The following is a 26,164-nucleotide window of genomic DNA, read 5'->3' as shown; positions in this document are numbered from 1 at the left end:
AGGACGCCATGCCATGAGCCGCACTTCGATCCTGTTGCTCACCCTCGGCCCGCTGCTGGTCCCCGGCGGTGCGGTGCATGGCAGCACCACCGGTTTCATCCAGGCGCGGCTGGTGATCAGCGCGTCTTGCCAGATCAGCAGCAACGAGACGCAACCGGCCGTGCTGGGTGACCCAGGCGTACTGGACTTTGGCGAGCGCGGTCCGAACTGGGACCAGCCGTTGCGCAGCCAGGTGGACGAAGTGGGCGGCCAGGGCAGCCTGCAGATCAGTTGCACGCCTGAGGTTCGAGCCTTCAACGTGCGTATCAATGGTGGCCTCAATGGCGACGATGGCATTCGCCGCCTGAGCAACGGCCGTGAACTGATTCCTTATCAGCTGGCGGTCGACCCAGGCGGTAACAGCCGCTACGGCGTCGGCCAGGCGCGGGCCTTCACCATTCGCAGCAGCCAGCAAGTACCGATTCCCATCTACGGTGTGGTAGTGGCGCAACCGCGTGCGCTGCCGGCCGGGCTTTACCGCGACACCCTCAGAGTGACCCTGGACTGGTAACCACGCAAGGAGACTCCGATGCGAACGAACCTTTCATATTGCGTCCTCGCAGGCCTGGGCCTGGCGTTGGCTTCCCAGGCCCAGGCGGCCACGGTGACGGGGAGTATCAGCTCGACCCTGACGCTGACTGCGGCGTGCCAGGTCAATGGCACGTCGGGCACGTCGGGGCTTAACTTTGGTGCCTTGGACTTCGGTACCCAGGATGCCTTGTTCGTTACCGCCGATGCCCAGGTGCTGGGAGGCGGAGGTGGCGCCATGAGCATCCTGTGCTCGGCAGGTACGGTGCCTGTGATCAAAGTGAGTGCAGGCCTGCATGATGGCCAGTCGAGCGGTGGCACCCGGGCGCTCGCCGATGGTTCTGGCAACTTTGTGCCGTATGACCTCTATACCGACGCGGGGCGTACGGCGTTGCTGGCGGTCGACGACACCATCACCCTGCCGACCAGTACCGGCGCCGCTCAGACGGTCAACCTTTACGGCAAGGCCGTCGGCAAGCCGGGCCTGCCCGCAGGGGTCTACAGCGACACGATCTCGGTCGAGTTGTCGTTCTGACCCATGCGCGGCTGGCTGGCAGGTAGCCTGACTGGCGTCAGCATGTTGTTGGCCGCCCCATTGGGGGCAGTGACCACCAGTACCTTCACGGTGACGGCGCAAGTTGTCGCCGGGTGCCTGGTGGTGGGGGGTGTCACCAGCTACGGCACGCTCGATTACGGCTCGCAGTCGGCGCTGTCCACGGGGCTGCTCAGCACATCGCTGGGTGGTTCTACCGTGACGTTCCAGTGCACGCCGGGCGTGGCCATGAGCATGAGCCTGGACGGCGGGCAAAACAGTGCCAGTGGCACACGCAACCTGAAGCGCACCAGTGGCACGCAAGTGCTGGCCTACCAGTTGTACCGGGACGCCGCCTATAGCCAGGCCTTGGGAATCGGCCAGAGCGTGGCGGTGAGCTATTCCGACCCGGCGGCGATCAAGCTTCCGGTGTACGGGCGGGTCCAGCTGACCGGCACGTTGCCGGCAGGGACCTATACCGATGTGGTGCAAGTGACGGTGACCTGGTAACGGCCAGCGCCACCCCTGACAAGTGTCTAAGGAGAGCTGCATGCGGGCAGGCGCGAAGTGGACGCGTGGATTGACTGGATTGTTGTCACTGGCAAGCCTGCCGGCCTGGGCGGCCACTTCGGTGCTGATCTGGCCAATTGACCCGGTGCTGGAGGCCGACCAGAAGGCAGGTGCGTTGTGGCTGGAAAACCGTGGCACTGCACCGGCAAACCTGCAGGTGCGGGTATTCGCCTGGCGCCAGGGTGACTACCAGGAGCAGTTCCAGGCGCAGCGCGAGATTATCGGCAGCCCGCCGGTCGCCAACATTGCACCCGGGCAGAAGCAGCTGATCCGCCTGACCCGTACCGGCCCTTCACCCGCCGGCCAGGAGCAGGCCTACCGCATCATCATCGACGAGATTCCGCCCGCCATCCCGGTCGACAAGGCCGAGCCCGGCGCGACGGCGGCCATTCGTTTGCAGATGCGCTATTCGGTGCCGCTGTTCGTCTACGGCGAAGGGCTGTGGGGCAAGGCCGACCCTGACGGCAGACGCAATGCCGAGGGCGTGGGCAAGCCGCAGCTCAGTTGGCGCCCGGTGACGGTGCAGGGCAAGCCCTACATTGAACTGCGTAACACGGGCCCGGTCCATGCGCGGTTGACCGATGTGGTCGTGCAGCAAGGCAGCCAGAGCAAGCCACTGGCTGAAGGCCTGCTGGGCTATGTGCTGCCGGGGGCAAGCATGCGCTGGCCGGCTCCCATCGCATCCGGCAACGGCAGCGTGCTCATGGGCAGGGTCAATGGTCAGCGCTCGGCGGACGCCATCCGCCAAGGCCAATGAGCCAACGGCTGAATGAAGTGCAGGGGCCAAGGAGGACCCGGCAATGGTTGGAAACCGTGTGTGAAGTGGCTCCCGGCGACGACGTGCCGCTGGTGCCTGGGGCTGGCCATGGTCAGCCCCGCGCTGGTGCTGGCCGACGACTTGCCCCCACCGCCCACGGAGATGTCCGCCATCGCCGAGGCCACCCTTTACCTCGACCTGGTGGTGAACCAGATGCCCAGGGTTGAACTGATACCGGTGCAGCAGCGGGCCGGGCGGTTGTACCTGGACAGCGAACTATTGCGTGCAGCCGGCGTTTCGCTGCCGGGCAACCCCCAGGGGGAGGTGGCCCTGGACAGCATTGCGGGGCTGCATACCGATTACGACAGTCAGAACCAGCGCCTGCTGCTGCAGGTGCCGCCGGCCTGGTTGCCTGACCAGCAAGTAGGTGATCGCAACCTTTACCCGGCCAGCGATGCGCGCAGCAGTTTTGGCGCCTTGTTCAACTACGACCTGTATCTCAACGACACCGATGAAGGCGGCACCTACCTGGCCGCCTGGAACGAGCTGCGCCTGTTCGACAGCTGGGGTACCTTTTCCAGTACCGGGCAGTGGCGCCAGTCTTTCAATGGCGCACAGGCGGACGATACGCGCCGAGGTTTCATGCGTTACGACACCACCTGGCGCTTTACCGACGAGCAGCGCCTGCTGACCTACGAAGCCGGTGACTTCGTGACGGGTGCGTTGCCCTGGAGCAGTTCGGTGCGCGTGGGCGGGGTGCAGCTGTCACGCGACTTCGCGGTGCGTCCGGATCTTGTCACTTACCCGTTGCCTGCGTTCGCCGGTGAAGCGGCGGTCCCCACGTCGCTCGACCTGTTCATCAACGGTTTCAAGTCCAGCACCACCGAACTGCAGCCAGGCCCGTACACCCTGACCAACGTGCCGTTCATCAACGGGGCCGGGGAGGCGGTGGTGGTCACCACGGATGCCCTTGGCCGTCAGGTGTCGACCACCTTGCCGTTCTATGTCACCAGCAGCCTGCTGCAGAAGGGCCTGTCGGACTACTCGGTGGCCGCCGGCAGCCTGCGCCGTGATTACGGTGTACGCGATTTCAGCTATGGGCCGGGTATCGCCTCGGGCAGCCTGCGCTATGGGCTCAGTGACATCTTCACCCTGGAAACCCACGCCGAAACGGCTGAGTCGCTGATGTTGGGTGGGCTGGGCGGCAACATGCGCGTGGGCAACTTCGGCGTGATCAACGCTGCCTTGGCGCAAAGCCGGTTCGATGGCGACAAGGGCCACCAGGTCGCCCTTGGCTACCAATACAACAGCCAGCGCATCGGCTTCGGTTACCAGCGCCTGCAACGCCACGGCGACTATGCCGACCTGAGCCGGGTGGACTCCCCGGACATGCAACTGAGCAAAAGCAGCGAACAGGTTACCCTCAGTGTCAACCTGAACGCGTACGGCAGCATTGGCGCTGGTTACTTCGACGTGCGCGCCGGTGACGGTACGCGTACCCGGTTGATCAACCTGAGCTACAGCAAGCCGCTGTGGGGCAGCAGCAGTGTGTACCTGTCGGCCAACCGTGAAGTGGGGGACAGCCAGTGGGCGGTGCAGGCGCAGCTGGTGATCCCGTTCGACCTGCACGGCACCCTGGCGCTGAGCATGGAACGCAGCAATGAAGGCGAGACCCTGCAACGGGTCAACTACAGCCGTGCGGTGCCAGCGGGTGTCGGCGTCGGTTACAACCTTGGGTATGCCGCAGGCAGCGACCGTGATGCCTATCGCCAGGCCGACGTTACCTGGCGCCTGCAATCGGTGCAATTGCAGGCCGGTGTGTATGGCAGCAGCGGCGAGATGACCCGCTGGGCCGACGCCAGTGGTTCTCTGGTGTGGATGGATGCCGGCGTGTTCGCCGCCAACCGTATCGATGATGCCTTCGTGGTGGTCAGTACCGCAGGTTACGCGGATGTGCCGGTGCGTTATGAAAACCAGGAAATCGGCCGTACCGATGCCAAGGGGCACTTGCTGGTGCCTTACAGCAGCGGTTACTACCGGGGTAAGTACGAGATCGATCCCATGAACCTACCACCGGATGTCCTCGCGCCGGACGTTGAGCAGCGTGTGGCGGTACGACGGGGCAGTGGCTACTTGCTGGAATTCCCCCTCAAGCGCGTCATGGCGGCCAGTGTTGAATTGGTGGATGGCAATCAGCAGGTGCTCAAACTGGGTAGCCGTGTTACCCACGCAGAGAGTGGCACCCAGGCGGTGGTGGGGTGGGACGGGTTGGTGTACCTGGAGAACCTGTCGTTGCATAACCGCCTTGAGGTGGCGCTTGAAGGGGGTGGGCATTGCGAAGTAGCGTTCGACCTGCCTGACGCGCAAGGCTCGGTCCCTTTGATTGGTCCGTTGGTGTGCCGATGAATGCCTGGCGGCGGGGCCTGGTGGCGAGCGTGCTGCTGTTGCCAAGCGGCACGGCCTTGGCGCTTTGCTCGTCGGTAGCCACGTTGCCGGCAGCGTTTGGCAGCCTTAATTCAACGCAGGTTCGCAACACGGTACAGACGGCTTCCAGCCTCAACTCCGGGTTGCAGTGCACCGGTTCGCTGCTGACCTTGCTCAGCAGCGGTGATCATTTCTACGCCACGATCACGCCCGCCTCCGGTGGGCTGGTCGGCCCGACAGGCGATGTCATTCCCTACACGCTGTATGCCGATAACACCACCCGCTACCCGATTACCCGGGGTGTGGCCTACGACTTCGCCCGCAACGGCATCCTCGACTTGCTGGGGTTGCTCGGCGGTTCCACGCCCAAGGCGGTGCCGATCTACATGCGCACCCAGATTGGCAGCAATGTCGCGGCCGGGTTGTATCAAGAGGCCCTGACCGTGGCCTGGCGCTGGGATTATTGCTCGGGGATTGGCGCGTTAGGGATATGCCTTGGGCGCGACATCGGCTCGGGTAGCCAGGTCTTGAACGTGAGCCTGACGGTGACCAACGATTGCCAGATCACCACGCCTGACATCAGCTTCGCCAGTGCGCCGGTGGTGGCGGGGTTCGGCACGGTGAGCCAGGGCATAAACGTGTCATGCACCAAGGGCAGCAGCTACACGGTAGGGCTGGGTGACGGGCAGAACGTGTCCGGTGGCCGGCGGCGGATGAAGTCTTCGGCCAACAACTACCTGGCCTATGACATTTTCAAAAGTGCCGGCACCGTGCGCTGGGGGGCGTCAGGGGCTGCCAGGCGTTCCAGTACGGATGCCGACATCAACCCCGGCGCAGGTACCGGCACGGGTAGCCAGGTGTTCAACTACAACGCCAAGGTCTATACCGATCAGGCGACACCGCCGGCTGCGACCTATACCGACAGTGTGATACTGGATGTGCAGTTCTGAACGGCGGTCAATACCCCCGAAGGAGCCGCCGCCTATCGCAACGGGCTGCTCCTGCAGGGGCTGCGCAAGGCGAGGTTCAGCGCAAATCGCCAACCATGCTGGCCAAGGTCTCCAGCACCGCCCCGGCCAGTGCCTTCGAGCGCGCCCCCGACCACCCGGTGACTGCATCGGGCGCGTCGTCATGGTCCTTGAACGGCATCTCCAGCGTCAGTGACAGGCAGTCATGGGCCATGCCCACCGCATTGCAGGCCAGCGTCATGTTCGCCTGTCCGGGTTCGTCACGGGTATAGCCATGCACCGTCTGGAAGTCGCGGGTCAGGCTGCACAAGGTGCTACGGAACTGCTCTTCGAGTTTGGCCAGCCGAGGGGTGTAACCCGGGTTGCCCTCGCATGCAGCCGTGAACACGTGGGGGATTTCTTCGTCACCGTGCACGTCGATGAAGGCATCTACACCGTACTGCTTCATCTGCGCCTGTGCAAAGAACACTTCCGGGCTGAATTCGACGCTGGCGTCCTGCCAGGCGCGGTTGAGGTCCTTGCCCTTGAAGTTGGTGCGCAGGTGGCCGAGGAAGGCGCCGTCGGGGTTCATGTTGGGGATTAGATAAAGGTCGGCCTTGGCCAGCAATTGCTGGACCACCGCGTCGTTGGCCTGCAGGCGGTCGATCACGCCTTCCATGAACCATTCGGCCATGTGCTCGCCCGGGTGCTGCTGGGCAATCAACCACAGCTTGCGCTTGCCTTCGGCACCGTCGCCTGCCCGCAGCAGGGGGATATCGCGGCCCTGGATACTGCGGCCGCTGGCCAGCAACTCGACCCCCGGGAGTTGGCGGGCGCGTTCGACCAGCTGGTTGTGGCGGGCACGCGGGTAGGGCTCGAAATAGGCGAACCAGATCTGGTCCTCTTCAGCCTTGACCTCGAACGATAGCGCCGTACCGTCGAACTGGCTGGGCACGCGGAACCAGCGCTGCTGGTCGTAGCTGGCCACAGCGTTGTAGCCGCTCCACGCGTTCTTGTACGAGGAGCCAGAAGCGTTGTCCAGGCTGAAGCGATGGACCTGCCCCGGTGTGAGCCCGCTGACCTTGAAGTGGAACCACTGGTAGTGGCCGCTGTGGGTGTCCGGGCGAATGGCCAGGTGTACCTGGGCCGGGTTGCTGGCATCCAGTACCTGTATGTTGCCGGAGTCGAAATCGCAGTCGATCTGCAGGGGGGACAGCGTCACGGTCATGTGCCGGGCTCCTTTGCGGGCATTGTTGTAGGGGTACTGTATACGGCTTGGCGGGGATGCTGTGCAAGAACAGGCAGGGCGAGCCGTCAGCGGACGGCCCGTATGCGGCGGGCCAGTGCCGGCAAACGCGTGGACTTCAGGTTATCTGAAGAACTGACTGGGCGTGGTACCGAACTGGCGCTTGAACATGCTGGCGAAGGCACTTGGGCTGTCATAGCCCAAGGCGCCCGCCACATCGATGATTCGCTCGCCCAGGGCAATCCGCTCCAGTGCCAGCATCAGCCGCGCCTGCTGGCGCCACTGGCCGAAGGTCATGCCGGTTTCCTTGCGGAACAACCGCTGGATGGTCTTTTCGTCCACCCCCAGTCGCACGCCCCAGTCGGCAACGGTGGCGTTATCGTCGGGCCGTTCATGCAATGCCGTGCAGATCACCCGCAGGCGCTGGTCGCTGGGTTGCGACAGCTTCAGCGGCAAGGTCGGCAGTACGCAGATTTCGTCGAGGATCAGGCGCATGACCCGGGCTTCGCGCGAGTCCTCGGCAAACGGTGCGGTGAACCCCACCGAGGCCTTGATCAGTTCGCTGAGCAAGGGCGAGATGCTGATGGCCTTGCTCTGCAGGGGCAGGCCGGTTGCAGCGTCGATGCGCACGAACACACTGCGCATCTTCACGTCGCCGACACAGCGAATGGCGTGCACCTGGCCGCAAGGCATCCACACACCGCGGCTGGGTGGCACCGTCCAGCATTCGTTCCCGGACTCGACGATCATCAGGCCTTTGATGGCATAGATCAGTTGATGCTTGGTATGGCTATGGGGCTCGATGAACCAGTCGCTTGGGTAGTCTGTCGCACGGCTACCCACTTCCCAGGTCCACTCATCGACCTCCACCAGCAATTCACGCTGCGGCTTTACCATCGTGACCTCGTATCGAAGCAGCCTGGCAGCGCCACTTTAGCAGCAACGGACAGGGCGGGCCCGCGAGCGGGTGGCCGGTAGCAAGGCGGTGGCCAACCCGAGCAGCGGCAGGTACGCGATGGCTTGGTACACCCATTCGATGCCATGCCGGTCGGCCAGTGTGCCCAGGCCGGCTGCACCCACGCCGCTGATGCCGAACATCAGCCCGAACATCACCCCCGAAACCATGCCGACCCGGCCTGGCACCGCCTCCTGGGCATACACCACCAGGGCAGCGAATGCCGAGGACATCACCAGGCCGATGGCTACCGCCAGTACGGCTGTCCAGGCGAGGTTGGCATGGGGCAGGGCCAGGGCGAAGGGCGCCACGCCGAGGAACGAGACCCAGATCACGGCCTTGCGCCCGATGCGATCACCCACCGGGCCACCGGCAAAGGTGCCCAGCGCAACGGCTGCGAGGAACACGAACAGGTACAGCTGGCTGTGCTGCACACTCAGGCCGAAATGCTCGATCAGGTAGAAGGTGAAGAAGTTGGTGAACGAAGCGATGTAGACGAACTTGGCGAACATCAGCACGGCGATCACCACCACAGCGCGCCACATGGCACCCCGCGACAGGCCGGGGGCCTGTTGGCCCGCGAAGCTCTTGAGCCGGGCCTGGCCGTGGCGCACGCTCCAGCCCGTCACCCGCAGCAGCACCAGAACGGCCAGCGCAGCGGCCAGCATGAACCAGGCAATGGCCGGTTGGCCGTGCGGAATGATGATGGCGGCGGTGAGCAGTGGGCCGAGGGCCGAGCCGGTATTACCGCCGACCTGGAAGGTTGATTGCGCGGTCCCGAAGCGCCCGCCGGAAGCCATCCTGGCGACCCGCGAGGCCTCTGGGTGAAAGGTGGCCGAACCCACGCCGACCACGGCGGCGGCCACCAGCAGCATTTCATAGCTGCCGGCAAAGGCGAGCAGGGCGATGCCCACCAGCGTCACCAACATGCCGGCAGGCAGCAGGTAGGGTTGTGGGTGCTTGTCGGTGAACATGCCGACCCAAGGTTGCAGCAGGGAAGCGGTCACCTGATACACCAAGGCAATCCAGCCGATCTGGGCGAAGCTCAGCGCGAAATCGCTTTTCAGCATGGGGTAGATCGACGGCAGTACGGCTTGAATCAGGTCGTTGAGCAGGTGGGCGAATGCAGCAGCACCGACGATGCGCACGACAAAGCCCTGAGGCTGGTCGGCAGGCGTGGCGGCGGCTACGGAGGCGGCGGAGGTTGTCATGGGCAAGGTTCTTCTATGGCAAGGGAGCAAGGCGTCGCCGCAGCAGGTTATCCAGTGCCGAGGTTGCCTGTCTCACGCCGAACAGGCAGCCAATGTCGCGTTTCGGGCATCCGTGCCCACAGCCTGACAGGAGAACGGAGGCGCTCCTGCAGATGATTGCCTTCAGGCCATATCGGCTGCGGTCTTGCCGGCGACCTTGTGGCGCCCGCCCAGCCATACCAGCAACAGCCCCGCAGCTGCCAGCACACCTCCGGCCATCGGCACGGCGGCGTAGCCCAGGTTCAGGCTGATAACCGCACCACCCAGCGCCGCGCCCACGGCGTTACCCAGGTTGAACGCACCCACGTTGATCGACGACGCCAGGCCTGGCGCCTCGATGGCGGCAGTCATTACACGCATTTGCAGCGGTGGTACCACGGCGAAGGTGAACATGCCCCAGACCAGCAGGGCGATGGCTGCGCCGATGTGGCTACCCAGTACCAGGGGCATCGCCAGCATGATCAGCGCCAGCACGGCGAGGAAGATTTTCGCCGCGCCATCCAGTGACCAGTCGGCCAGGCGGCCACCCAGGCTGTTGCCAAGGGTGAAGCCAACCCCGATCAGTACCAGTCCCAAGGTTACGAAGCCGTCCGAGGCACCGGTCAGTTCGGCCAGCACCGGCGCCACGTAGGTGTACAAGGTGAACATGGCACCGGCACCGAGCACGGTGGTGGCCATTGCCAGCAGCACGCTGGGGCGGGCAATGACCGCCAGTTCCTGGCGCACATGCGGCACGCTGCCGCGTTCACCCTTGGGCAGGGCGTACCACAGCGCGGCCATGGCCAGCAGGCCAAGTACGGCGGTACCGGCAAATGCCATGCGCCAGCCGATCTGCTGGCCAATCCAGGTGGCGGCTGGCACGCCGCCGATGTTGGCGATGGTCAGGCCCATGAACATGGTGGCCACGGCGCTGGCCTGTTTCTCCTTGGGCACCACGCTGGCTGCCACCACGGCTCCCAGGCCGAAGAACGCACCATGGTTGAGGCTGGTGACCAGTCGCGAAGCGAGCAGGGTGTAGTAGTCCGGCGACAGTGACGACAGCAGGTTACCAAGGGTGAAGATGGCCATCAGCGCCATCAGCGCAGCGCGCTTCCCAAAGCGGCTGAACAGCAAGGTCATGATCGGCGCGCCGACCATCACGCCAATGGCATAGGCGGTGATCAGCATACCGGCGCTGGGGATGCTCACCTCCACGCCCTGGGCGATGACTGGCAGTAGCCCCATCGGGGTGAACTCGGTAGTGCCGATGCCAAAGGCGCCAATGGCCAACGCGAAGAGCACGCGGCCGGGTCTCATTGTTTGAGCAGTCATCAGTGTCAGTCCCAGGTTGGCGCCAGGCCGTCAGGGCTGACCTCGCGGCCATTGCGCTCCAGCTTGGCGATGCGTGCCATGTCGTCGCTGTCCAGCGTCAGGCCACGGGCAAGCAGGTTGCTGGCCAGGTTTTCACGCTTGGTCGACGACGGGATCACGGCATAGCCCAATTGCAAGGCCCAGGCCAGGGCAACCTGGGCGACGGTAGCCTTGTGCTTGGCGGCGATCTGGGCCAGCACCGGGTCTTTCAGCACTTTGCCGTAGGCCAGGGTCATGTACGAGGTCACGGTGATCCCTTGTTCCTTGAGGAACGCGGTCAACTTGCTGTTCTGCAGGTAGGGGCTGAGCTCGATCTGGTTGGTGGCGATCTCCCCTTTGCCGACCACGGCAATGGCTTGCCTGGTCAGCTCGATGTTGAAGTTGGAAATGCCGATCTGGCGAGCCAGGCCTTGCTGCTTGGCGTCGGCCAGGGCCTTCATGTACTCGGGCAGTTCTACGCCATTGCCCGGCGCTGGCCAGTGGATCAGCAGCAGGTCGACGTAGTCGGTGCGCAGCTTCTGCAAGCTGTCACGCAGGCTGGGGATCAGCTTGTCGGCGGCGTAGTTGTCGACCCAGATCTTGGTGGTGATGAACAGCTCGCTGCGCGGCACGCCGCTTTCGGCGATGGCCTGGCCCACTTCGGCTTCGTTCTTGTAGATCTGGGCGGTATCGATGACGCGGTAGCCGACTGCCAGGGCAGACTTGACCGAGTCGATGACGGTTTGGCCGGAGAGGCGGAAGGTGCCGAGGCCGAAGGAAGGAACGCTCATGGGGTTGCTCCTGAATAGGGGGGGAGGATCATGTGGTGCCCAGTGTGCAGGTTTGAACGGCAGCGAATAAGCCGCTATGGCGCCAAAGTCATTTGACCTGTAGTCACAAATACATTTTCAAGCTGTGCATTCACTACATAAATAGGGCCCGAGGGGATTGGAACCTTGTTCAGCTAGCGCTTTTATCAAGCGTTGAGGCTGCCCATGACCCCTTCAGTAATACCCGCCGATTCCATCGATGCGCTGATTGCCCGTCAGTTGCCAGGCTGGCTCAAGCGCGCATCTGCCCAAGAGCTGACAGGGCTGCGCGCCGCTGCTTTGCGCCAACAGCGGGCGCAGGACCACGTTGACGCCTGGTTAGGGGCTATAACCCCCTTGGATGAGTTCGCCGAGTCGTTGCTCAAACGTGCGCCCGAGGCTCGTTCGATCAAGCAGGTAGACCTGCGCCAGGCTCAGCTCAGGTTGGTGACCCTCCAGCCAAAACCGTCGATATCGCCTGCTTTACCTAGCACGTCAACACGCATCGTCAGCACCCAGACGCTTCTCTCGGCGGCACTGCATAACTTCCACGAAAAGGAAATGCAGCCTGGCTGGTTCGCGGCCGGGTCGCAGTTGGTCACTGCCAGCGGGCACCTGCTGCCGCTAAGTGCGCAAGCCTTTGTCCGCCTTTGCAGAGACATTGATATTGGCAGGCGTTATCAAAGCCATTTGCAATCGAAGCTTGAAGGCGAGGGGGTGGCCGTCGAGAGCACCCTGGAGGAGGCGTTGAGGGCCAACCTGGCGCTTGCTGCAATCGCCGCAAGAATCAAGGGTGAAATCGATGAGCAGACCTGTCAGTGGATCAACCAGGTGGTGGGCACAGCGCCTTTCCAGCCAGCCGACAACGCTGTGTTGAAGTGTCACACCCTGCGGCTGTTGGGGAAGGAGGTCATTGGCGCACTGGTGATCGAAGTGCGTCAGAACGCCCGCCTGCTTGGCGTTATCGCGTGGTTCCCTGAGGACCCGTATGCCCCGGTGAGTTGGCACACCAGCTGGGAGCTGCTGTACATGACCCTTGGCATACGTTTGCGTAATGAAGCGTATCGGCGCTACTTCCAGCGCTTCGTCGCAGAGCGTGATCGCATCGCCTTCTGCGCGGCGCTGAACGCGCTGCTCAGCCACGGTAATACTGTTCTCCCGCTTGAGCTGGATGGCCGCTGTTTTGCGATCGAGGGCGACGTGTTTGTCGCGCTGCGCCAGGCCCGGATCGACAAAATGCTGGATGACGCACGGGTATTGGCGGTATCGACAGAGGATGAGGATGTCGCCGACCGTCGCGCACGTTTGCAGGGCTATCTGGACTTGGGGTTGAGCGTGGCAGGCCTGGCAGCGCTGTTTGTGCCTGTGTTGGGACAGGCCCTGCTGGGGCTTACGGTCGTGCAATTGGCGGGGGAGGTGTACGAAGGCTACCAGGATTGGCAGTTGGGTGATCGCGACGCCGCATTGGGCCACTTGTTCAACGTGGCCGACACGGTTGTGATGACGGCGGTGACGACGGCCGGAGCGACGGCACTTGGCAAGCTGGCCCAGCGAGTGGCGCAGGTGGATGCCTTGGTGCCGGTAAGCCTGGGCGATGGCCAGTTGCGGCTGTGTGATCCGTCCTTGTCGGGCTATCAGCGTGAGGGCGTCGATCTGATGGTAGGGCAGGCCGTGAATGAAACTGGCCGTTCGCTGAGGCGCCTGCACGATGCTGTGTATGAAGTGAGCGAAGGGGACGATAGCGCATGGCGTATTCATCACCCATCGAGGCCACAGGCCTACGTACCGGTACTTGAGCACAATGGTGCCGGGGGATGGGTGCATGAGTTCGAACAACCGCAGCGCTGGCATGACGCCGCCTACATGGTGCGCCGCCTTGCCAGTCGCACGGCGCAGGTGCCCGATGAGGTGATATCTGTGGCGTTGCAGACCACCGGTCTGGATGCTGATTGCCTGCGCCGTTTGTTATTGGAAAATGCGCCCCCGCCGGCACGCTTGCTCGACGCCATCGAGCGCCAGCAATTGCACCGTGATTTCCCGGCGTTGCGAGGTGAGGCTTTCGAGGAGGTCTTCAACGAGCGACAGATCAGCCCGCAAGCAGCAGACCGGGTCTTGATGCGGGACTTCCCAGGCCTTTCCCCCCGCTGCGCACGGGAAATCGTCGAGGGGGCCAGCAGTGTCGAGATGGAGAGCCTGACTGGCGCAGCCCGGGTGCCCTTGGCCTTGGCAGAACGTGCACGCTGGGCAATACGCGACAGTCGGCTAGACCGTGCCTGCGCAGGGTTGCGCCAGGCCGCCGCAGAAAATGACGATACCGGTAAGCTCGCGCTGGGCCTGATCGATGCAATCGCCCCTTGGTCGGCTGGGGTCAACGTTGAGCTGCCTGCCGCGGGCAGGGGTGGGTTGCTGCAGATGTTGAGACGGCAGCTGGACAGCCGCCAGCGACAGTTGCTTGGTATTAGCCAGATGACGGATGACGCACTGGGTGAGCGGCTTGGGCGTGAGGCACTCGCTGACCGTGAAGCGGCGGCCCGAATGATTGGGCTGGCCCGTGTGGGGCAGGGGATTCGCCCTCCTGTGCGGTTGTTCGATGGGCGTTTGGGCTACCCGCTCAGTGGCCACCTGACAGGCACCCGCCAGGCACTGCGGCGCACGTTGAACCACGTGTTCCCGGTGATGAGCAGTGAGCAGCTGGAGGTCTACCTGCAAGACCTGGCGCAGCGGGGGGTGGACCCGTGGAACCATGTCAGCCAACTGTTACAGGCCAAGGTCAGCCTCAAGCAGGCATTGCAGACCTGGCGAAATGACGCAGGGCTGAACATTGTTCGCCGCCTGCGTCGTTTCAAGGTTGCCAGGCGCATTACGGCAAGCTGGCAGCGCCTTACCCCAGGGGAGGTGGCGGGTGACTACCACCTGACCCTCGTGGGTGAGCGGGTGGGTGAGTTGCCGACCTTGCCTGAAAATGTGAGTTTCGACCACATCACGCACCTGACCCTGCGCGATATGCAGATGACGAGCCTTGATGCAGGCTTTCTTGGTCGCTTCAGCAGGGTGCGCAACCTGGACTTGCGGAACAACCGGCTGACACGCCTTCCTGCAGGTATCGAGCAACTGACCGAATTGAAAAACCTGCGCCTTGGCGGCAACCAGATCGTGCTTTCCAGCGAGGATAACCTGCGTTTGAGCCAGCTTGTGGAACTGCGCCGCCTGGAGCTCAACGGCAACCCGGTCGGTTTGCTGCCACCCTTGGCGTCTTTCCCCCTGCTGCGCCGGCTATCCTTGCGCAACACCGGGCTGGGCGAACTGCCCGCTGATCTGGCCAGGCACGGTAATCTGGAGTTGCTGGACATGCGTGACAACCAGATCCAGACGCTGCCTGAAGCGTTGTCTTTAGTGCCGCTTCGCCTGTGGCGGGGCCTGGAGCTGCACGACAATCCACTCTCGGACGAAACCCTGCAGCGCTTGCAGTTGGCCAGGGCGTCGGCCGGAGCCGCTGAGCGGCGACGTGTAGCTCATGCCACTGCGATCCCGAATGCTGCAGCCCCTTGGTTGTCGGGATTCACGCCGGCCCAGCGCGAGGTGCGATTGGCGAGCTGGAACCGCTTGAACCAGGAAACCGGGGCGCAGGATCTGTTCCGCTTTTTCTCTGATTTACGCGACCTGCGTGAATACCATGCACAACCGCGCGACCTTCAGGCGCGGGTGTGGCATATCCTCGAAGCCTGCGAGCAGCACGCTGAAGTACGGGCGAGCCTGTTCGAGCAAGTTGCCCGACCGCGCAGTTGCAGCGACGAGTTGCTGCTGACGCTTAGCGAGCTGGAGGTTGGCGCGATGGTCGCCAAGGCCGGTACAGCCGGTACCGGGTTACAGAAGGAGCGGGCGCTGGTCAGGCTGGGGCGTTCGTTGTTCCGCCTGGACAAAGTCAATGCAATTGCCGCGCGGCATATTGCGGATTACTTTTCGAACGATCCCGTAGAGGTTTACCTGACCTATCGCGTCAGGTTGGCAGATAGTCTCGACCTTCCCGTGCAGCCCAGCCATCTTTCGTATGAGAGTTTCAGCGGGGTGGGCCGCGAAGACCTAGACGCCGCGCGCAGCGAGGTGCTGCGGCAGGAAACGCCACAAGCCTTGGCTCAGGCGCTGGCAGATCGATCCTTCTGGCAGGACTACCTGCACGAGCAGCAGGCGGCGCGCTTCAGCCGCCTGGACGAGCCTTTTCAGCAGCGCCTGGAGGCGTTGCTCGAACAATCGAAAACGCTGAGCGATGGCGACTATTTTGCCCAAGTCGAGCATATCTGCGCAGCGCGTGAGGTCGCGAAACGGCAGCTTTTGCTTGAATTGAGCCGAGAGGCAATCCAGCGCCACGGCCTGTGAACGAAACAGCCCGCCGGGAGGCGGGCTGTTCGCTGGGGCGGGACGATCAGCGGCGGCGGAACAGCGGCAGCGGTTCGTCGGTGGCGGCCTGGTAGGTCACCGAGAAGTCCTTCAGGCTTTGCAGCGCGTCTTCCGGGTCCTTGTCGGCACGGATGGCGAATGCGTCGAAGCCGCAGCGGGCCATGAAGAACAGCTGGTCGCGCAGCACATCGCCGATGGCGCGCAGTTCGCCTTTGAACTTGTAGCGGTCACGCAGCAGGCGCGCATTGGAGTAGCTGCGGCCGTCGGTGAATGCCGGGAAGTTCAGGGCGATGACCTGGAAGTGGTGCACGTCTTCACCGATTTCCTCCGCTTCCTGGTCGCTGTCCAGCCATACACCCAGGCCGCCATCGCGGGCCTTGAGCACATGGGCATGGTCGCGCCACATTTGCAGCGGCACGATGTAGTCGTCGCAGTTGGTCAGCTCGTCGAACGAGGTTTCCTTGGGCAGCAGGTGCCAGGTTTCGTCGACGATCTGGTTGTTCTTAATGATTCGCTGCATAGACGCGTTCCTTGAAGGGGTCGATGCCGATACGCTGGTAGGTGTCGATGAAACGCTCTTCCTCGGTACGTTGCTCGACGTACACGGCGATCAGCTTCTCGATCACATCGGCCATGTCATCCTGCGCGAAGGACGGGCCAAGGATCTTGCCCAGGCTTGCGCCGCGTGCGGCGTTGCCGCCCAGCGACACCTGGTAGAACTCCTCACCCTTCTTGTCCACGCCGAGGATGCCGATGTGGCCCACGTGGTGGTGGCCGCAGGCGTTCATGCAGCCGGAGATGTTCAGGTCGATTTCGCCGATGTCGAACAGGTAGTCCAGGTCGTCGAAGCGGCGCTGGATGGACTCGGCAATCGGGATCGACTTGGCGTTGGCCAGCGAGCAGTAGTCGCCACCCGGGCAGCAGATGATGTCGGTCAGCAGGCCGATGTTAGGGGTAGCGAAGCCGCCTTCGCGCAGTTCAAGCCACAGCGCGTGCAGCTGGCGCTGCTCGACGTCGGCGAGGATGATGTTCTGCTCGTGCGAGGTGCGCAGGAAGCCGAAGCTGTAGCGTTCTGCCAGGTCGGCCACGGCGTCCAGCTGCTTGTCGGTCACGTCGCCAGGGGCAACACCGGTAGGCTTGAGTGACAGGGTAACAGCCACGTAGCCCGGGCGTTTGTGGGCGCGGGTGTTGCGCGAGCGCCAGCGGGCGAAACCTGGATGCTCGGCATCCAGGGCGGTGTAGTCGACGTTGTCGAGTGCGAGGTACTCGGGGTCGACGAAGTGGCGCGATACGCGTTGCACTTCGGCTTCGGTCAGGGTGGTGGTGCCGCCACGCAGGTGGACCATTTCGGCCTCGACCTTTTCGGCGAACACTTCCGGGGTAAGGGCCTTGACCAGAATCTTGATCCGCGCCTTGTACTTGTTGTCACGGCGACCGTAACGGTTGTACACCCGCAGGATGGCGTCGAGGTAGCTGATCAGGTCCTGCCACGGCAGGAACTCGTTGATGAACGAGCCCACCACCGGGGTACGGCCCAGGCCGCCACCGACCAGCACACGGAAGCCCAGTTCGCCGGCAGCGTTGCGCACGGGCTCAAGGCCAATGTCGTGCACTTCGATGGCGGCGCGGTCTTCCTGCGAACCGTTGATGGCGATCTTGAACTTGCGTGGCAGGTAGGCGAATTCCGGGTGGAAGGTGGTCCACTGACGGACGATTTCACACCATGGGCGCGGGTCGACGATCTCGTCTGCGGCCACACCGGCGAACTGGTCGGTGGTGGTGTTGCGCAGGCAGTTGCCGCTGGTCTGGATCGCGTGCATCTGCACGGTGGCCAGCTCGGCGAGGATGTCGGGGATGTCTTCCAGCGCCGGCCAGTTGAACTGCACGTTCTGGCGGGTGGAAATGTGGGCATAGCCCTTGTCATAGTCGCGAGCGATCTTGGCCAGGGTGCGGACCTGGTTGGCGTTCAGCTGGCCGTACGGCACCGCGACACGCAGCATCGGCGCGAAACGTTGGATGTATAGGCCGTTCTGCAGGCGCAGAGGGCGGAATTCTTCTTCGCTCAGCTCACCGGCCAGGTAGCGGCGGGTCTGATCACGGAACTGCTTGACGCGGTCCTCGATGATCCGCTGATCGTACTCGTCGTATACGTACATAAAAGTCCTGTCTCAGGCATGCAGCTATTCGCGCGCACGGCCGCGCACTCCGGTACGGAGCCGGGGAACGATAGCAGGTTGCGGTTATGCGCTAAAGTGATGTTTTTGCATATGAAAAGAACCAAATGGACTATGTGAGATTGACTGCCATTTGTGCGCTGAGCATCACCAGGCGTTTATAATCCGGCGTTTGCTTCGCAGAGATGTGACCCCATGCTCAAGGCCCTGTGCCAAAGCTTGTGCCTTGCCTTGCCACTGGTGGCAAATGCGCAACCGGCTTCGGTGGTGTTCCTCAACCCGGGGCTGTCCACCGAGACATTCTGGACCAGCTATACCCGCTTCATGCAGGCCGCTGCGGACGAGCTGGGCATGACCCTGCAGGTGCAATACAGCGAGCGCCGAGCCGACCTGGCTCTGACCCAGGCCCGGGCGATCCTGAGCGCGCCGCAGCGGCCGGATTACCTGGTGCTGGTCAACGAGCAGTATGTGGCGCCGGAAATCCTGCGGCTGTCGCGTGGCACCGGGGTGAAGCTGCTGCTGGTCAACAATGGCCTGACCGCCAGCCAGCGCCTCAGCATCGAGGCCCAGCCCGACAAGTATGCCGAGCCACTGGGTACCTTGATGAGCAATGACGAGCAGGCAGGCTTCCAGATGTTGCACCTGATGCTCGCGCAGCTGCCTCGCGACGCAGGGCCGGTGGATCTGGTGGCTTTTGCCGGGGTCAAGACCACCCCGGCCTCGCAGTTGCGCGTTGAGGGCATGCGCCGCGCCTTGGCCGATTTCCCTCAGGTGCGCTTGCGGCAAGTGGTATACGGCGGCTGGAACCGCCAGCGCGCCTACGAGCAAGCGAAGCAGTTGCTTGAGCGTTACCCAGCCACCCGGCTGGTGTGGTCGGCCAATGACCAGATGGCTTTTGGTGCCATGCAGGCGTTCGAGGAGGCCGGGTACACGGCGGGTCGTGACGTGCTGTTCGCGGCCGTCAACAGCTCGCCCGAAGCCTTGCGCGCGCGTATCGATGGGCGCCTGAGCGTACTGATGGGTGGGCATTTCACCCTTGGCGGTTGGGCCATGGTGATGCTGCACGATGATGCCCATGGGCTGGCGTTGAACCGCGACGGCCTGCGCGAGCGCCGTGTTCCGGTATTGCAGGAAATCGATCAGGCCAAGGCCAGGCGTTGGCTGAAGCTGTTGGAAAGGGACGACTACGGTGTCGATTTTCGGCGTTACAGTGCCGAAGGGCGCCCGCCCGGTTATCGTTACCCGTTTCTGGCGTCACCGGTCGAATATTGAATGACCCTGCTTGAGGGAAGGGCATTGCTCGTCTTAACTGCTGGTGGTGAAGTGCATTCCCATAACCACTACAAGAGGCAATGCAATGGGAAACTCAACCAAGGTCCGCAAAGCTGACAGCAGCGTCGATGCCTGGGCGATCCTCTGCCTGATCGTTCTGGTGGTGGTCACTGCCGTGTATTGGGTCAGCCATCAGTGACTTGAAACTCAAGACCGTGATGTAGCAGGGCGCCTGTGGGAGGGAATCTCGCAGGCGCTTTAGTATTGCCTGTGCCCGTCTCTTTGCGGTGAACATCTGCCTTGAGAATGGCGCAGTACCGTCGTAGGCGCGGGTTCACCCGCGAAGAGGCCGGCACAGGTTAGCGGGTCAGGTGCAGGGCCAATTGCACCAGGCCGATCAATACCGCAATGAACACCAGGGTGAACAGCGCCCCCAGCGCAATGAAATGGCTGGCCTTGCCGTGGGTGAAGTCGCGTGCGCGGTTTTTGCCGCTTTGCACGCCGAAGGCGGCGGCGAGGATGCTGTGCAGCATCTGCCAGAAGGTCGGGGGTTTGCCCTGGCTGGAATCGTCCATGGTGGCTCCTGGGGAAATCAGAGGCAATCAAGGACAGTGTAGGCAATGGTTGTGAGGTTGCCTGTGCCGGCCTCTTCGCGGGTAAACCCGCTCCTACAGGTCAATCACGGCCCTTGAGGCCTGTTTCATACCTGTGTGGGCGAGCCCGCGAAGAAGCCAGCGCAGTCGTTTAGCTGTCATACCCCAGGTTAGGCGCCAGCCAGCGCTCGCTTACGCTGATATCCTGGCCTTTGCGTGCGCTGTAACGTTCGATCTGGTCCTTGTCGACCTTGCCTACGGCAAAATACTTCGCCTGCGGGTGGGCGAAGTACCAGCCGCTGACCGCCGCCGCCGGGAACATCGCGAAGTGCTCGGTGAGGTACACCCCGCTTGGCCCGGTCTCACCGATGGCGGTGCCATCGAGCAGGCGGAACAGGGTTTCCTTTTCGGTGTGGTCGGGGCAGGCCGGGTAGCCCGGTGCAGGGCGGATGCCGCTGTACTGCTCCTTGATCAGCGCCTCGTTGTCCAGGTGCTCGTCGCGGGCATAGCCCCAGTGCTCTTTACGCACCTGCTCGTGCAGCCATTCGGCACAGGCTTCGGCCAGGCGGTCGGCCAGGGCCTTGACCATGATCGAGCTGTAGTCGTCGCCCTTGTCCTGGTAAGCCTTGGCCACTTCCTCGGCACCGATGCCGGCGGTGGTGATAAAACCACCTACGTAGTCGGTCACGCCGCTGTCTTTCGGTGCGACGAAGTCGGCCAGCGACCAGTTGGGCTTGCCGTCCGGCTTGATGGTCTGCTGGCGCAGGTGGTGCAGGGTGGCCAGTGCCTGGCCGTCTTCGCCGTAGACTTCGATGTCGTCATCGGCCACCTGGTTGGCCGGCCAGAAGCCGAATACCGCGCGGGCGCTGATCAGCTTCTCGTCGATCAGCTTGTCGAGCATCTCGCGGGCATCCTTGTACAGCGCCGTAGCAGCCTCGCCAACCACCTCGTCGGTGAGGATGCGCGGGAACTTGCCGGCCAGGTCCCAGGAGATGAAGAACGGGGTCCAGTCGATGTATTCGGCCAGGGTGCGCAAATCGATGTCTTTCAACACCTTGACGCCGGTGAAGGAGGGCACCGCTGGCTGGTAGCTGGCCCAGTCGTACTGCGGCTTGGCAGCGATCGCCTGGGCGTAGCTGAGGCGCTCGGTGCGGGCGCTGCGGTTGGCGGTGCGCTCGCGCACGTCCACGTATTCCAGGCGGGTCTTCTCGACGAAGCCCGGCTTGAGTTCCTTGGACAGCAACTGGGTGGCCACGCCGACCGCGCGCGAAGCGTCGGTGACGTAGATGACTGCGTCGTTGCTGTACTTGGGCTCGATCTTGACCGCCGTGTGCGCCTTGGAGGTGGTGGCGCCACCGATCATCAGCGGCAGTTCGAAGCCCTGGCGCTGCATTTCGCGGGCAACGTGGACCATTTCGTCCAGCGACGGGGTAATCAGGCCGGACAGGCCGATGATGTCGCACTTCTGCTCGCGGGCTGTCTGCAGGATCTTCTCCGCCGGCACCATCACGCCAAGGTCGACGATGTCGTAACCGTTACAGCCCAGCACCACGCCGACAATGTTCTTGCCGATGTCGTGCACGTCGCCTTTCACCGTGGCCATCAGGATCTTGCCCTTGGCTTCCGGCTTGTCGCCTTTTTCGGCTTCGATGAAGGGGATCAGGTGAGCAACGGCCTGTTTCATGACGCGGGCCGACTTGACCACCTGCGGCAGGAACATCTTGCCCGCGCCGAACAGGTCGCCGACCACGTTCATGCCGTTCATCAGCGGGCCTTCGATCACTTCGATGGGGCGCGCGCACTGCTGGCGGCATGCTTCGGTGTCTTCGACGATGAACGCGGTGATGCCCTTGACCAGCGCGTGCTCCAGGCGTTTTTCCACCGGCAGCGAGCGCCACTCTTCGTTTTCCACTTCCTTGGTTGCGCCGCCACCTTTGTAGTCGTCGGCGATGGCCAGCAGTGCATCGGTGCCATGCGGGGTGCGGTTGAGCACCACGTCCTCGACCTTTTCACGCAGCTGGGCCGGGATCTCGTCGTAGATCTCCAGCTGGCCGGCGTTGACGATACCCATGGTCAGGCCGTTCTGGATCGCGTGATACAGGAACACCGAGTGGATCGCCTCACGCACCGGGTTGTTGCCACGGAACGAGAACGACACGTTGGACACGCCACCCGAGCTCAGGGCGTGGGGCAGGTGATCGCGGATATAGGCACAGGCTTCGATGAAGTCGACGGCGTAGTTGTTGTGCTCTTCGATGCCGGTGGCGACGGCGAAGATGTTCGGGTCGAAGATGATGTCTTCTGGCGGGAAGCCCACTTCGTTGACCAGGATGTCATAGCTGCGCTGGCAGATTTCCTTCTTGCGCGCGGCAGTGTCGGCCTGGCCGACTTCGTCGAAGGCCATGACCACCACGGCAGCGCCATAGCGCTTGCACAGGCGGGCGTGGTGCTTGAACTGCTCGACGCCTTCCTTCATGGAAATGGAGTTGACGATGCCCTTGCCCTGGATGCACTTGAGGCCGGCTTCGATCACTTCCCACTTGGACGAGTCGATCATGATCGGTACGCGCGAGATGTCCGGCTCACCCGCGATCAGGTTGAGGAACCGGACCATGGCCGCCTGGGAGTCGAGCATCCCTTCGTCCATGTTGATGTCGATTACCTGAGCGCCGGCCTCGACTTGCTGCAGGGCGACTTCCAGGGCTTCGGTATAGTTCTCTTCGCGGATCAGCCGGGCGAACTTGGCGGAACCGGTGATGTTGGTGCGCTCACCGACGTTGACGAACAGCGACTGGCGGTCGATGGTGAACGGCTCCAGGCCCGACAGGCGGCAGGCCTTGGCGATTTCCGGGATCTCGCGCGGCTTGTACTTGGCCACGGCTTCGGCAATGGCCTGGATATGGCCTGGGGTGGTGCCGCAGCAACCGCCGATGATGTTGAGGAAACCGCTGGCGGCGAATTCTTCGACCACCGCGGCCATCTCGGCCGGGGTTTCGTCGTACTCGCCGAAGGCGTTCGGCAGGCCTGCGTTGGGGTGGGCGGACACGTGGGTGTCGGCCTTGGTGGCCAGCTCTTCCAGGTACGGGCGCAGGTCCTTGGCGCCGAGGGCGCAGTTAAGGCCCACGGAAATCGGCTTGGCGTGGCGCACCGAATTCCAGAACGCTTCGGTGGTCTGCCCCGACAGGGTACGGCCGGAGGCGTCGGTGATGGTGCCGGAGATCATGATCGGCAGTTCGACGTTGTCGTCCTCGAACACTTGCTGCACGGCGAAGATCGCCGCCTTGGCGTTGAGGGTGTCGAAGATGGTTTCGATCAGGATCAGGTCGGCGCCGCCTTCGATCAGGCCGCGGGTGGCCTCGATGTAGTTTTCTACCAACTCGTCGAAGGTGACGTTGCGAAACCCTGGGTCGTTGACGTCTGGGGAAATCGAACAGGTTCGGCTGGTAGGGCCGAGCACGCCGGCAACGAAGCGCGGCTTGTCGGGCGTTTCGAGGGTCTTGGCATCGGCAACCTGGCGAGCGATGCGCGCGCCTTCGACGTTCAGCTCGTAAACCAACGACTCCATGCCGTAGTCGGCCTGGGAAATCTGCGTGGCGTTGAAGGTGTTGGTTTCGAGAATATCGGCACCGGCATCCAGATAGGCCTTCTCGATGGCGGCGATCACGTCCGGGCGGCTGAGCAGCAACAAGTCGTTGTTACCCTTCACATCGCTTGGCCAATCGGCAAAACGCGTGCCACGATAGTCGTGTTCCTCCAGACGGTAGCTTTGGATCATAGTACCCATGCCGCCGTCGAGGATCAGGATGCGCTCTTTGAGTGCGTTCTGGAGTGCTTGGAGACGAGCGCTGCGGTCGGACATAGGAACTACCTGGTCGGGCGATATCAGAAGGTGCCGAATCATAGCAAAGCTGCGCGGTTTTTAGGCATGTCGCCCATTTGCATGAAAACTGCTCATGTTGGGCGGGTGGAGGCAGCGCGAGGCACCCAGGACGACCAGGCAACAAATCGTGATGGCTTTCAAGAACCAGGACTTTCCGCACATGGTGCATCGTATCCTTGCCGGCGCCTTCGCCCTGCTCATCAGCGGCGCGGTATTCGGGCAGGCCCCCCAGTCGAGCCCGGCTATTTCCTACACCCGGGACATTCAACCGATCTTTACCGAGAAGTGCGTGGCCTGCCACGCCTGCAACGACGCCGCCTGCCAGCTCAAGCTGGAAAGCCCTGAAGGCGCGGTACGCGGGGCCAGCAAGGTCCTGGTGTACCAGGGCGAGCGGAGCAAGGCGGTGCCCACCACGCGGCTGTTCTACGACGCACACAGCGAAGAACAATGGCGCAAGAAGGGCTTCTACTCGGTGCTCGACAACCAGGGCGGTCAGGCCGCGCTGATGGCGCGCATGCTGGAGTTGGGCCACAAGACCCCGCTTACGCCCAACGCCAAGCTGCCCGAAGAGATCGTCCTGGGCCTGAGCCGCAACAACATGTGCCCGTTGCCCCATGAATTCGACGCCTATGCCGGCGCACACCCCAAGGAGGGCATGCCGCTGGCGGTGACCGGGCTGACCGATGACGAATACGCCACCCTGCGCCGCTGGCTGGCGGCCGGTGCGCCGGTGGAGTACCAGCCGATCCAGCCTAGCGCGGCCGAAGCCAGGCAGATCGCAGAGTGGGAAGAACTGCTCAACCGCCCAGGTTCCACCGAGGCGCTGGTGGGCCGCTGGCTGTACGAGCACCTGTTTTTGGCGCACATCTATTTCGCTGGCGGCGAGCAGGGCCACTTCTTCCAGTGGGTGCGCTCGCGCACGCCAAGTGGCAAGCCGGTCGATATCATTGCCACCCGCCGCCCCAACGACCCACCGGGCACGGACTTCTACTACCGGTTGATCCCGGTGCAGGGCGTGATCGTGCACAAGACGCACATCACCTACCCGATGGGGCCGCAGAAGCTCAAGCGCGTGAAGCAGCTGTTCTATGCCGGTGACTGGCATGCTGCCGCGCTTCCGGGCTACGGCCCGCGCCACCGGGCCAATCCGTTTGAAACCTTCGAGGCGATCCCGGCGGTGGCGCGCTACCAGTTCATGCTGGATAACGCCGAGTACTTCGTGCGCACCTTCATCCGTGGCCCGGTGTGCCGCGGGCAAATTGCCACTGACGTGATCCGCGACAACTTCTGGGCGCTGTTCCAGGAGCCGGCCTTCGATCGCTACATCACCGATGCCAAGTACCGCGGCGAGGCTACCCCGCTGCTGGCCATGCCTGGTCAGATCGATGACGTGGGCAGTGTGCTGAGCCTGTGGCACGCCTATCGTGACAAGCGCAACGACTACGAGAAACTGCGCCGTGAAGCCTATGCCGAAATGCCGGCACCGAGATGGTCGACGCTGTGGGCCGGTAACGACAATGCGCTGCTGAGCATCTTCCGCCACTTCGACAGCGCATCGGTGACCAAGGGCCTGGTGGGGGATGTGCCGCTGACCGTGTGGCTGTTCGACTACCCATTGTTCGAGCGCACGTATTACCAGCTGGCGGTCAACTTCGATGTGTATGGCAACGTTTCGCACCAGTTGCAGACGCGCCTGTACTTCGACCTGATCCGCAACGGCGCCGAGGTCAACTTCCTGCGCCTGATGCCGGCCGACCAGCGCAAGGCGATCCTTGGCGACTGGTACCAGAACAGTGGCAAGGTGAAGATGTGGATGGATTATGAAGACATCGACACCGACACCCCGAGTGGCATCAAGCTCGACCCGCGCAACCCCAAGCGCGACTTTGGCCTGAAGCTGCTGCAGCGCACCGGCAGCCTGAATGCCGCACCGGACCCGATCAACCGCTGCCAGGGCGCGTTCTGCTCACGGCCGCAGATGAGCGAAGAATTCCGCAATGCCGAGCAGTCGCTCAGCCGTCTGGTGTCGCGCCCGGCGGCGGGGCTTAAGGTGATCAACCAGTTGCCCGAGGCGACCATGCTGCGTATCGAAGGGCAGGACGGCCAGCGTCAGGTGTACAGCCTGCTGCGCAACCGCGCGCACAGCAACGTGGCGTTCCTGCTGGGTGAGGCGTACCGCTACCAGCCGGGGCTGGATACCCTGACCCTGTACCCGGGGGTGCTCTCCAGCTACCCGAACTTCATCTTCAACATCCCGACCACGGATGTGCCGGAGTTCGTCGAGGACATGGAGTATGCCAAAGATGACGCGGCGAAGTTCGAGCGCATTGTCATACGCTGGGGTGTGCGCCGCAGTCACCCGGCGTTCTGGCGCTATTTCCATGACCTGAACAGCTATATCAAGGAGACCGAACCGGTCGAGGCGGGCGTGCTGGACATGAACCGCTACGAGAACCTCTGATCG

The 26,164-nt window shown here is 63.2% G+C and carries 18 protein-coding genes; 9 read left to right on the top strand and 9 right to left on the bottom strand.

All coding sequences use genetic code 11. From position 1 onward, the window contains the following. Positions 1-13 precede the first annotated feature (13 nt). From ACF8Q6_RS09920 to ACF8Q6_RS09895, 6 genes are all read left to right on the top strand, one after another. Positions 14-550, top strand: a complete 537-nt coding sequence (locus ACF8Q6_RS09920) for a spore coat U domain-containing protein (protein ID WP_012052961.1) — start codon at positions 14-16, stop codon at positions 548-550. Between the two features lie 18 nt (positions 551-568). After that, positions 569-1,102 carry a spore coat U domain-containing protein gene (locus ACF8Q6_RS09915; RefSeq protein ID WP_020192459.1) on the top strand — a complete coding sequence of 178 codons (534 nt, stop codon included), beginning with the start codon at positions 569-571 and terminating at the stop codon, positions 1,100-1,102. A 3-nt stretch (positions 1,103-1,105) separates the two neighbouring features. Then, complete coding sequence (locus ACF8Q6_RS09910) at positions 1,106-1,609, top strand: spore coat U domain-containing protein (RefSeq protein WP_392494530.1); 504 nt, start codon at positions 1,106-1,108, stop codon at positions 1,607-1,609. Between the two features lie 40 nt (positions 1,610-1,649). After that, on the top strand, positions 1,650-2,426 hold the full coding sequence (locus ACF8Q6_RS09905) for a molecular chaperone (protein ID WP_012052958.1): 777 nt from the start codon (positions 1,650-1,652) through the stop codon (positions 2,424-2,426). A 108-nt stretch (positions 2,427-2,534) separates the two neighbouring features. Next, positions 2,535-4,832, top strand: coding sequence for a fimbria/pilus outer membrane usher protein (locus tag ACF8Q6_RS09900; RefSeq protein WP_392494553.1), 2,298 nt, complete (start codon positions 2,535-2,537; stop codon positions 4,830-4,832). Then, positions 4,829-5,800, top strand: coding sequence for a spore coat protein U domain-containing protein (locus ACF8Q6_RS09895; RefSeq protein WP_392494529.1), 972 nt, complete (start codon positions 4,829-4,831; stop codon positions 5,798-5,800). Before ACF8Q6_RS09900 ends, ACF8Q6_RS09895 begins: the two co-directional genes overlap by 4 nt. A 76-nt stretch (positions 5,801-5,876) precedes the next feature. On the opposite strand, the gene ACF8Q6_RS09890 is transcribed toward ACF8Q6_RS09895, so the two are convergent. The 5 genes from ACF8Q6_RS09890 to dkgB all read right to left on the bottom strand — a co-directional run bounded on the left by ACF8Q6_RS09890 (position 5,877) and on the right by dkgB (position 11,368). Beyond that, positions 5,877-7,025 (bottom strand): M14-type cytosolic carboxypeptidase, encoded by a 1,149-nt coding sequence (locus tag ACF8Q6_RS09890; RefSeq protein ID WP_392494527.1) that lies wholly within the window; start codon positions 7,023-7,025, stop codon positions 5,877-5,879. Positions 7,026-7,166: 141 nt separating this feature from the next. Then, positions 7,167-7,940 (bottom strand): AraC family transcriptional regulator, encoded by a 774-nt coding sequence (locus ACF8Q6_RS09885; protein ID WP_392494526.1) that lies wholly within the window; start codon positions 7,938-7,940, stop codon positions 7,167-7,169. A 36-nt stretch (positions 7,941-7,976) separates the two neighbouring features. After that, positions 7,977-9,209, bottom strand: a complete 1,233-nt coding sequence (locus tag ACF8Q6_RS09880) for an MFS transporter (RefSeq protein WP_392494524.1) — start codon at positions 9,207-9,209, stop codon at positions 7,977-7,979. Positions 9,210-9,371: 162 nt separating this feature from the next. Continuing rightward, on the bottom strand, positions 9,372-10,544 hold the full coding sequence (locus ACF8Q6_RS09875) for an MFS transporter (RefSeq protein WP_392494551.1): 1,173 nt from the start codon (positions 10,542-10,544) through the stop codon (positions 9,372-9,374). A 20-nt stretch (positions 10,545-10,564) separates the two neighbouring features. Then, complete coding sequence (gene dkgB / locus ACF8Q6_RS09870; RefSeq protein ID WP_012052951.1) at positions 10,565-11,368, bottom strand: 2,5-didehydrogluconate reductase DkgB; 804 nt, start codon at positions 11,366-11,368, stop codon at positions 10,565-10,567. Positions 11,369-11,572: 204 nt separating this feature from the next. Between dkgB and ACF8Q6_RS09865 the strand changes: the two genes are divergently transcribed. Then, positions 11,573-15,760 (top strand): NEL-type E3 ubiquitin ligase domain-containing protein, encoded by a 4,188-nt coding sequence (locus ACF8Q6_RS09865; RefSeq protein ID WP_392494523.1) that lies wholly within the window; start codon positions 11,573-11,575, stop codon positions 15,758-15,760. Positions 15,761-15,806: 46 nt separating this feature from the next. Here the strand turns inward: ACF8Q6_RS09865 and ACF8Q6_RS09860 are convergent, their stop codons facing one another. Further along, the gene (locus ACF8Q6_RS09860; RefSeq protein ID WP_003250391.1) at positions 15,807-16,301 is read right to left on the bottom strand and encodes a DUF934 domain-containing protein; all 495 of its coding nucleotides are present in this window, start codon (positions 16,299-16,301) and stop codon (positions 15,807-15,809) included. Further along, positions 16,285-17,937, bottom strand: a complete 1,653-nt coding sequence (locus ACF8Q6_RS09855; protein WP_012052949.1) for a nitrite/sulfite reductase — start codon at positions 17,935-17,937, stop codon at positions 16,285-16,287. Before ACF8Q6_RS09855 ends, ACF8Q6_RS09860 begins: the two co-directional genes overlap by 17 nt. Before the next feature lie 213 nt (positions 17,938-18,150). On the opposite strand from ACF8Q6_RS09855, the gene ACF8Q6_RS09850 reads away from it, so the two are divergent. Next, entirely contained in the window at positions 18,151-19,227 is a 1,077-nt protein-coding gene (locus ACF8Q6_RS09850; protein WP_012052948.1) for an ABC transporter substrate-binding protein, read from the top strand. 359 nt (positions 19,228-19,586) lie between these two features. On the opposite strand, the gene ACF8Q6_RS09845 is transcribed toward ACF8Q6_RS09850, so the two are convergent. Both ACF8Q6_RS09845 and metH read right to left on the bottom strand, forming a co-directional pair. After that, entirely contained in the window at positions 19,587-19,802 is a 216-nt protein-coding gene (locus ACF8Q6_RS09845; RefSeq protein WP_004573790.1) for a DUF2970 domain-containing protein, read from the bottom strand. 169 nt (positions 19,803-19,971) lie between these two features. Further along, a complete protein-coding gene (gene metH, locus ACF8Q6_RS09840) occupies positions 19,972-23,679 on the bottom strand; it encodes a methionine synthase (protein WP_392494520.1) in 3,708 nt (1,235 codons plus the stop codon). A gap of 181 nt (positions 23,680-23,860) precedes the next feature. On the opposite strand from metH, the gene ACF8Q6_RS09835 reads away from it, so the two are divergent. Then, positions 23,861-26,161, top strand: a complete 2,301-nt coding sequence (locus ACF8Q6_RS09835; protein ID WP_392494550.1) for a fatty acid cis/trans isomerase — start codon at positions 23,861-23,863, stop codon at positions 26,159-26,161. The last annotated feature ends 3 nt before the right edge of the window (positions 26,162-26,164 follow it).

Origin of the sequence: Pseudomonas sp. GLN_2, from assembly GCF_043106005.1 — a bacterium.
GTDB classification, from domain to species: Bacteria; Pseudomonadota; Gammaproteobacteria; order Pseudomonadales; family Pseudomonadaceae; genus Aquipseudomonas; species Aquipseudomonas alloputida.
Note: the sequence above shows the minus strand (reverse complement) of the source record. Positions and strands in the feature narration are given on the sequence as shown.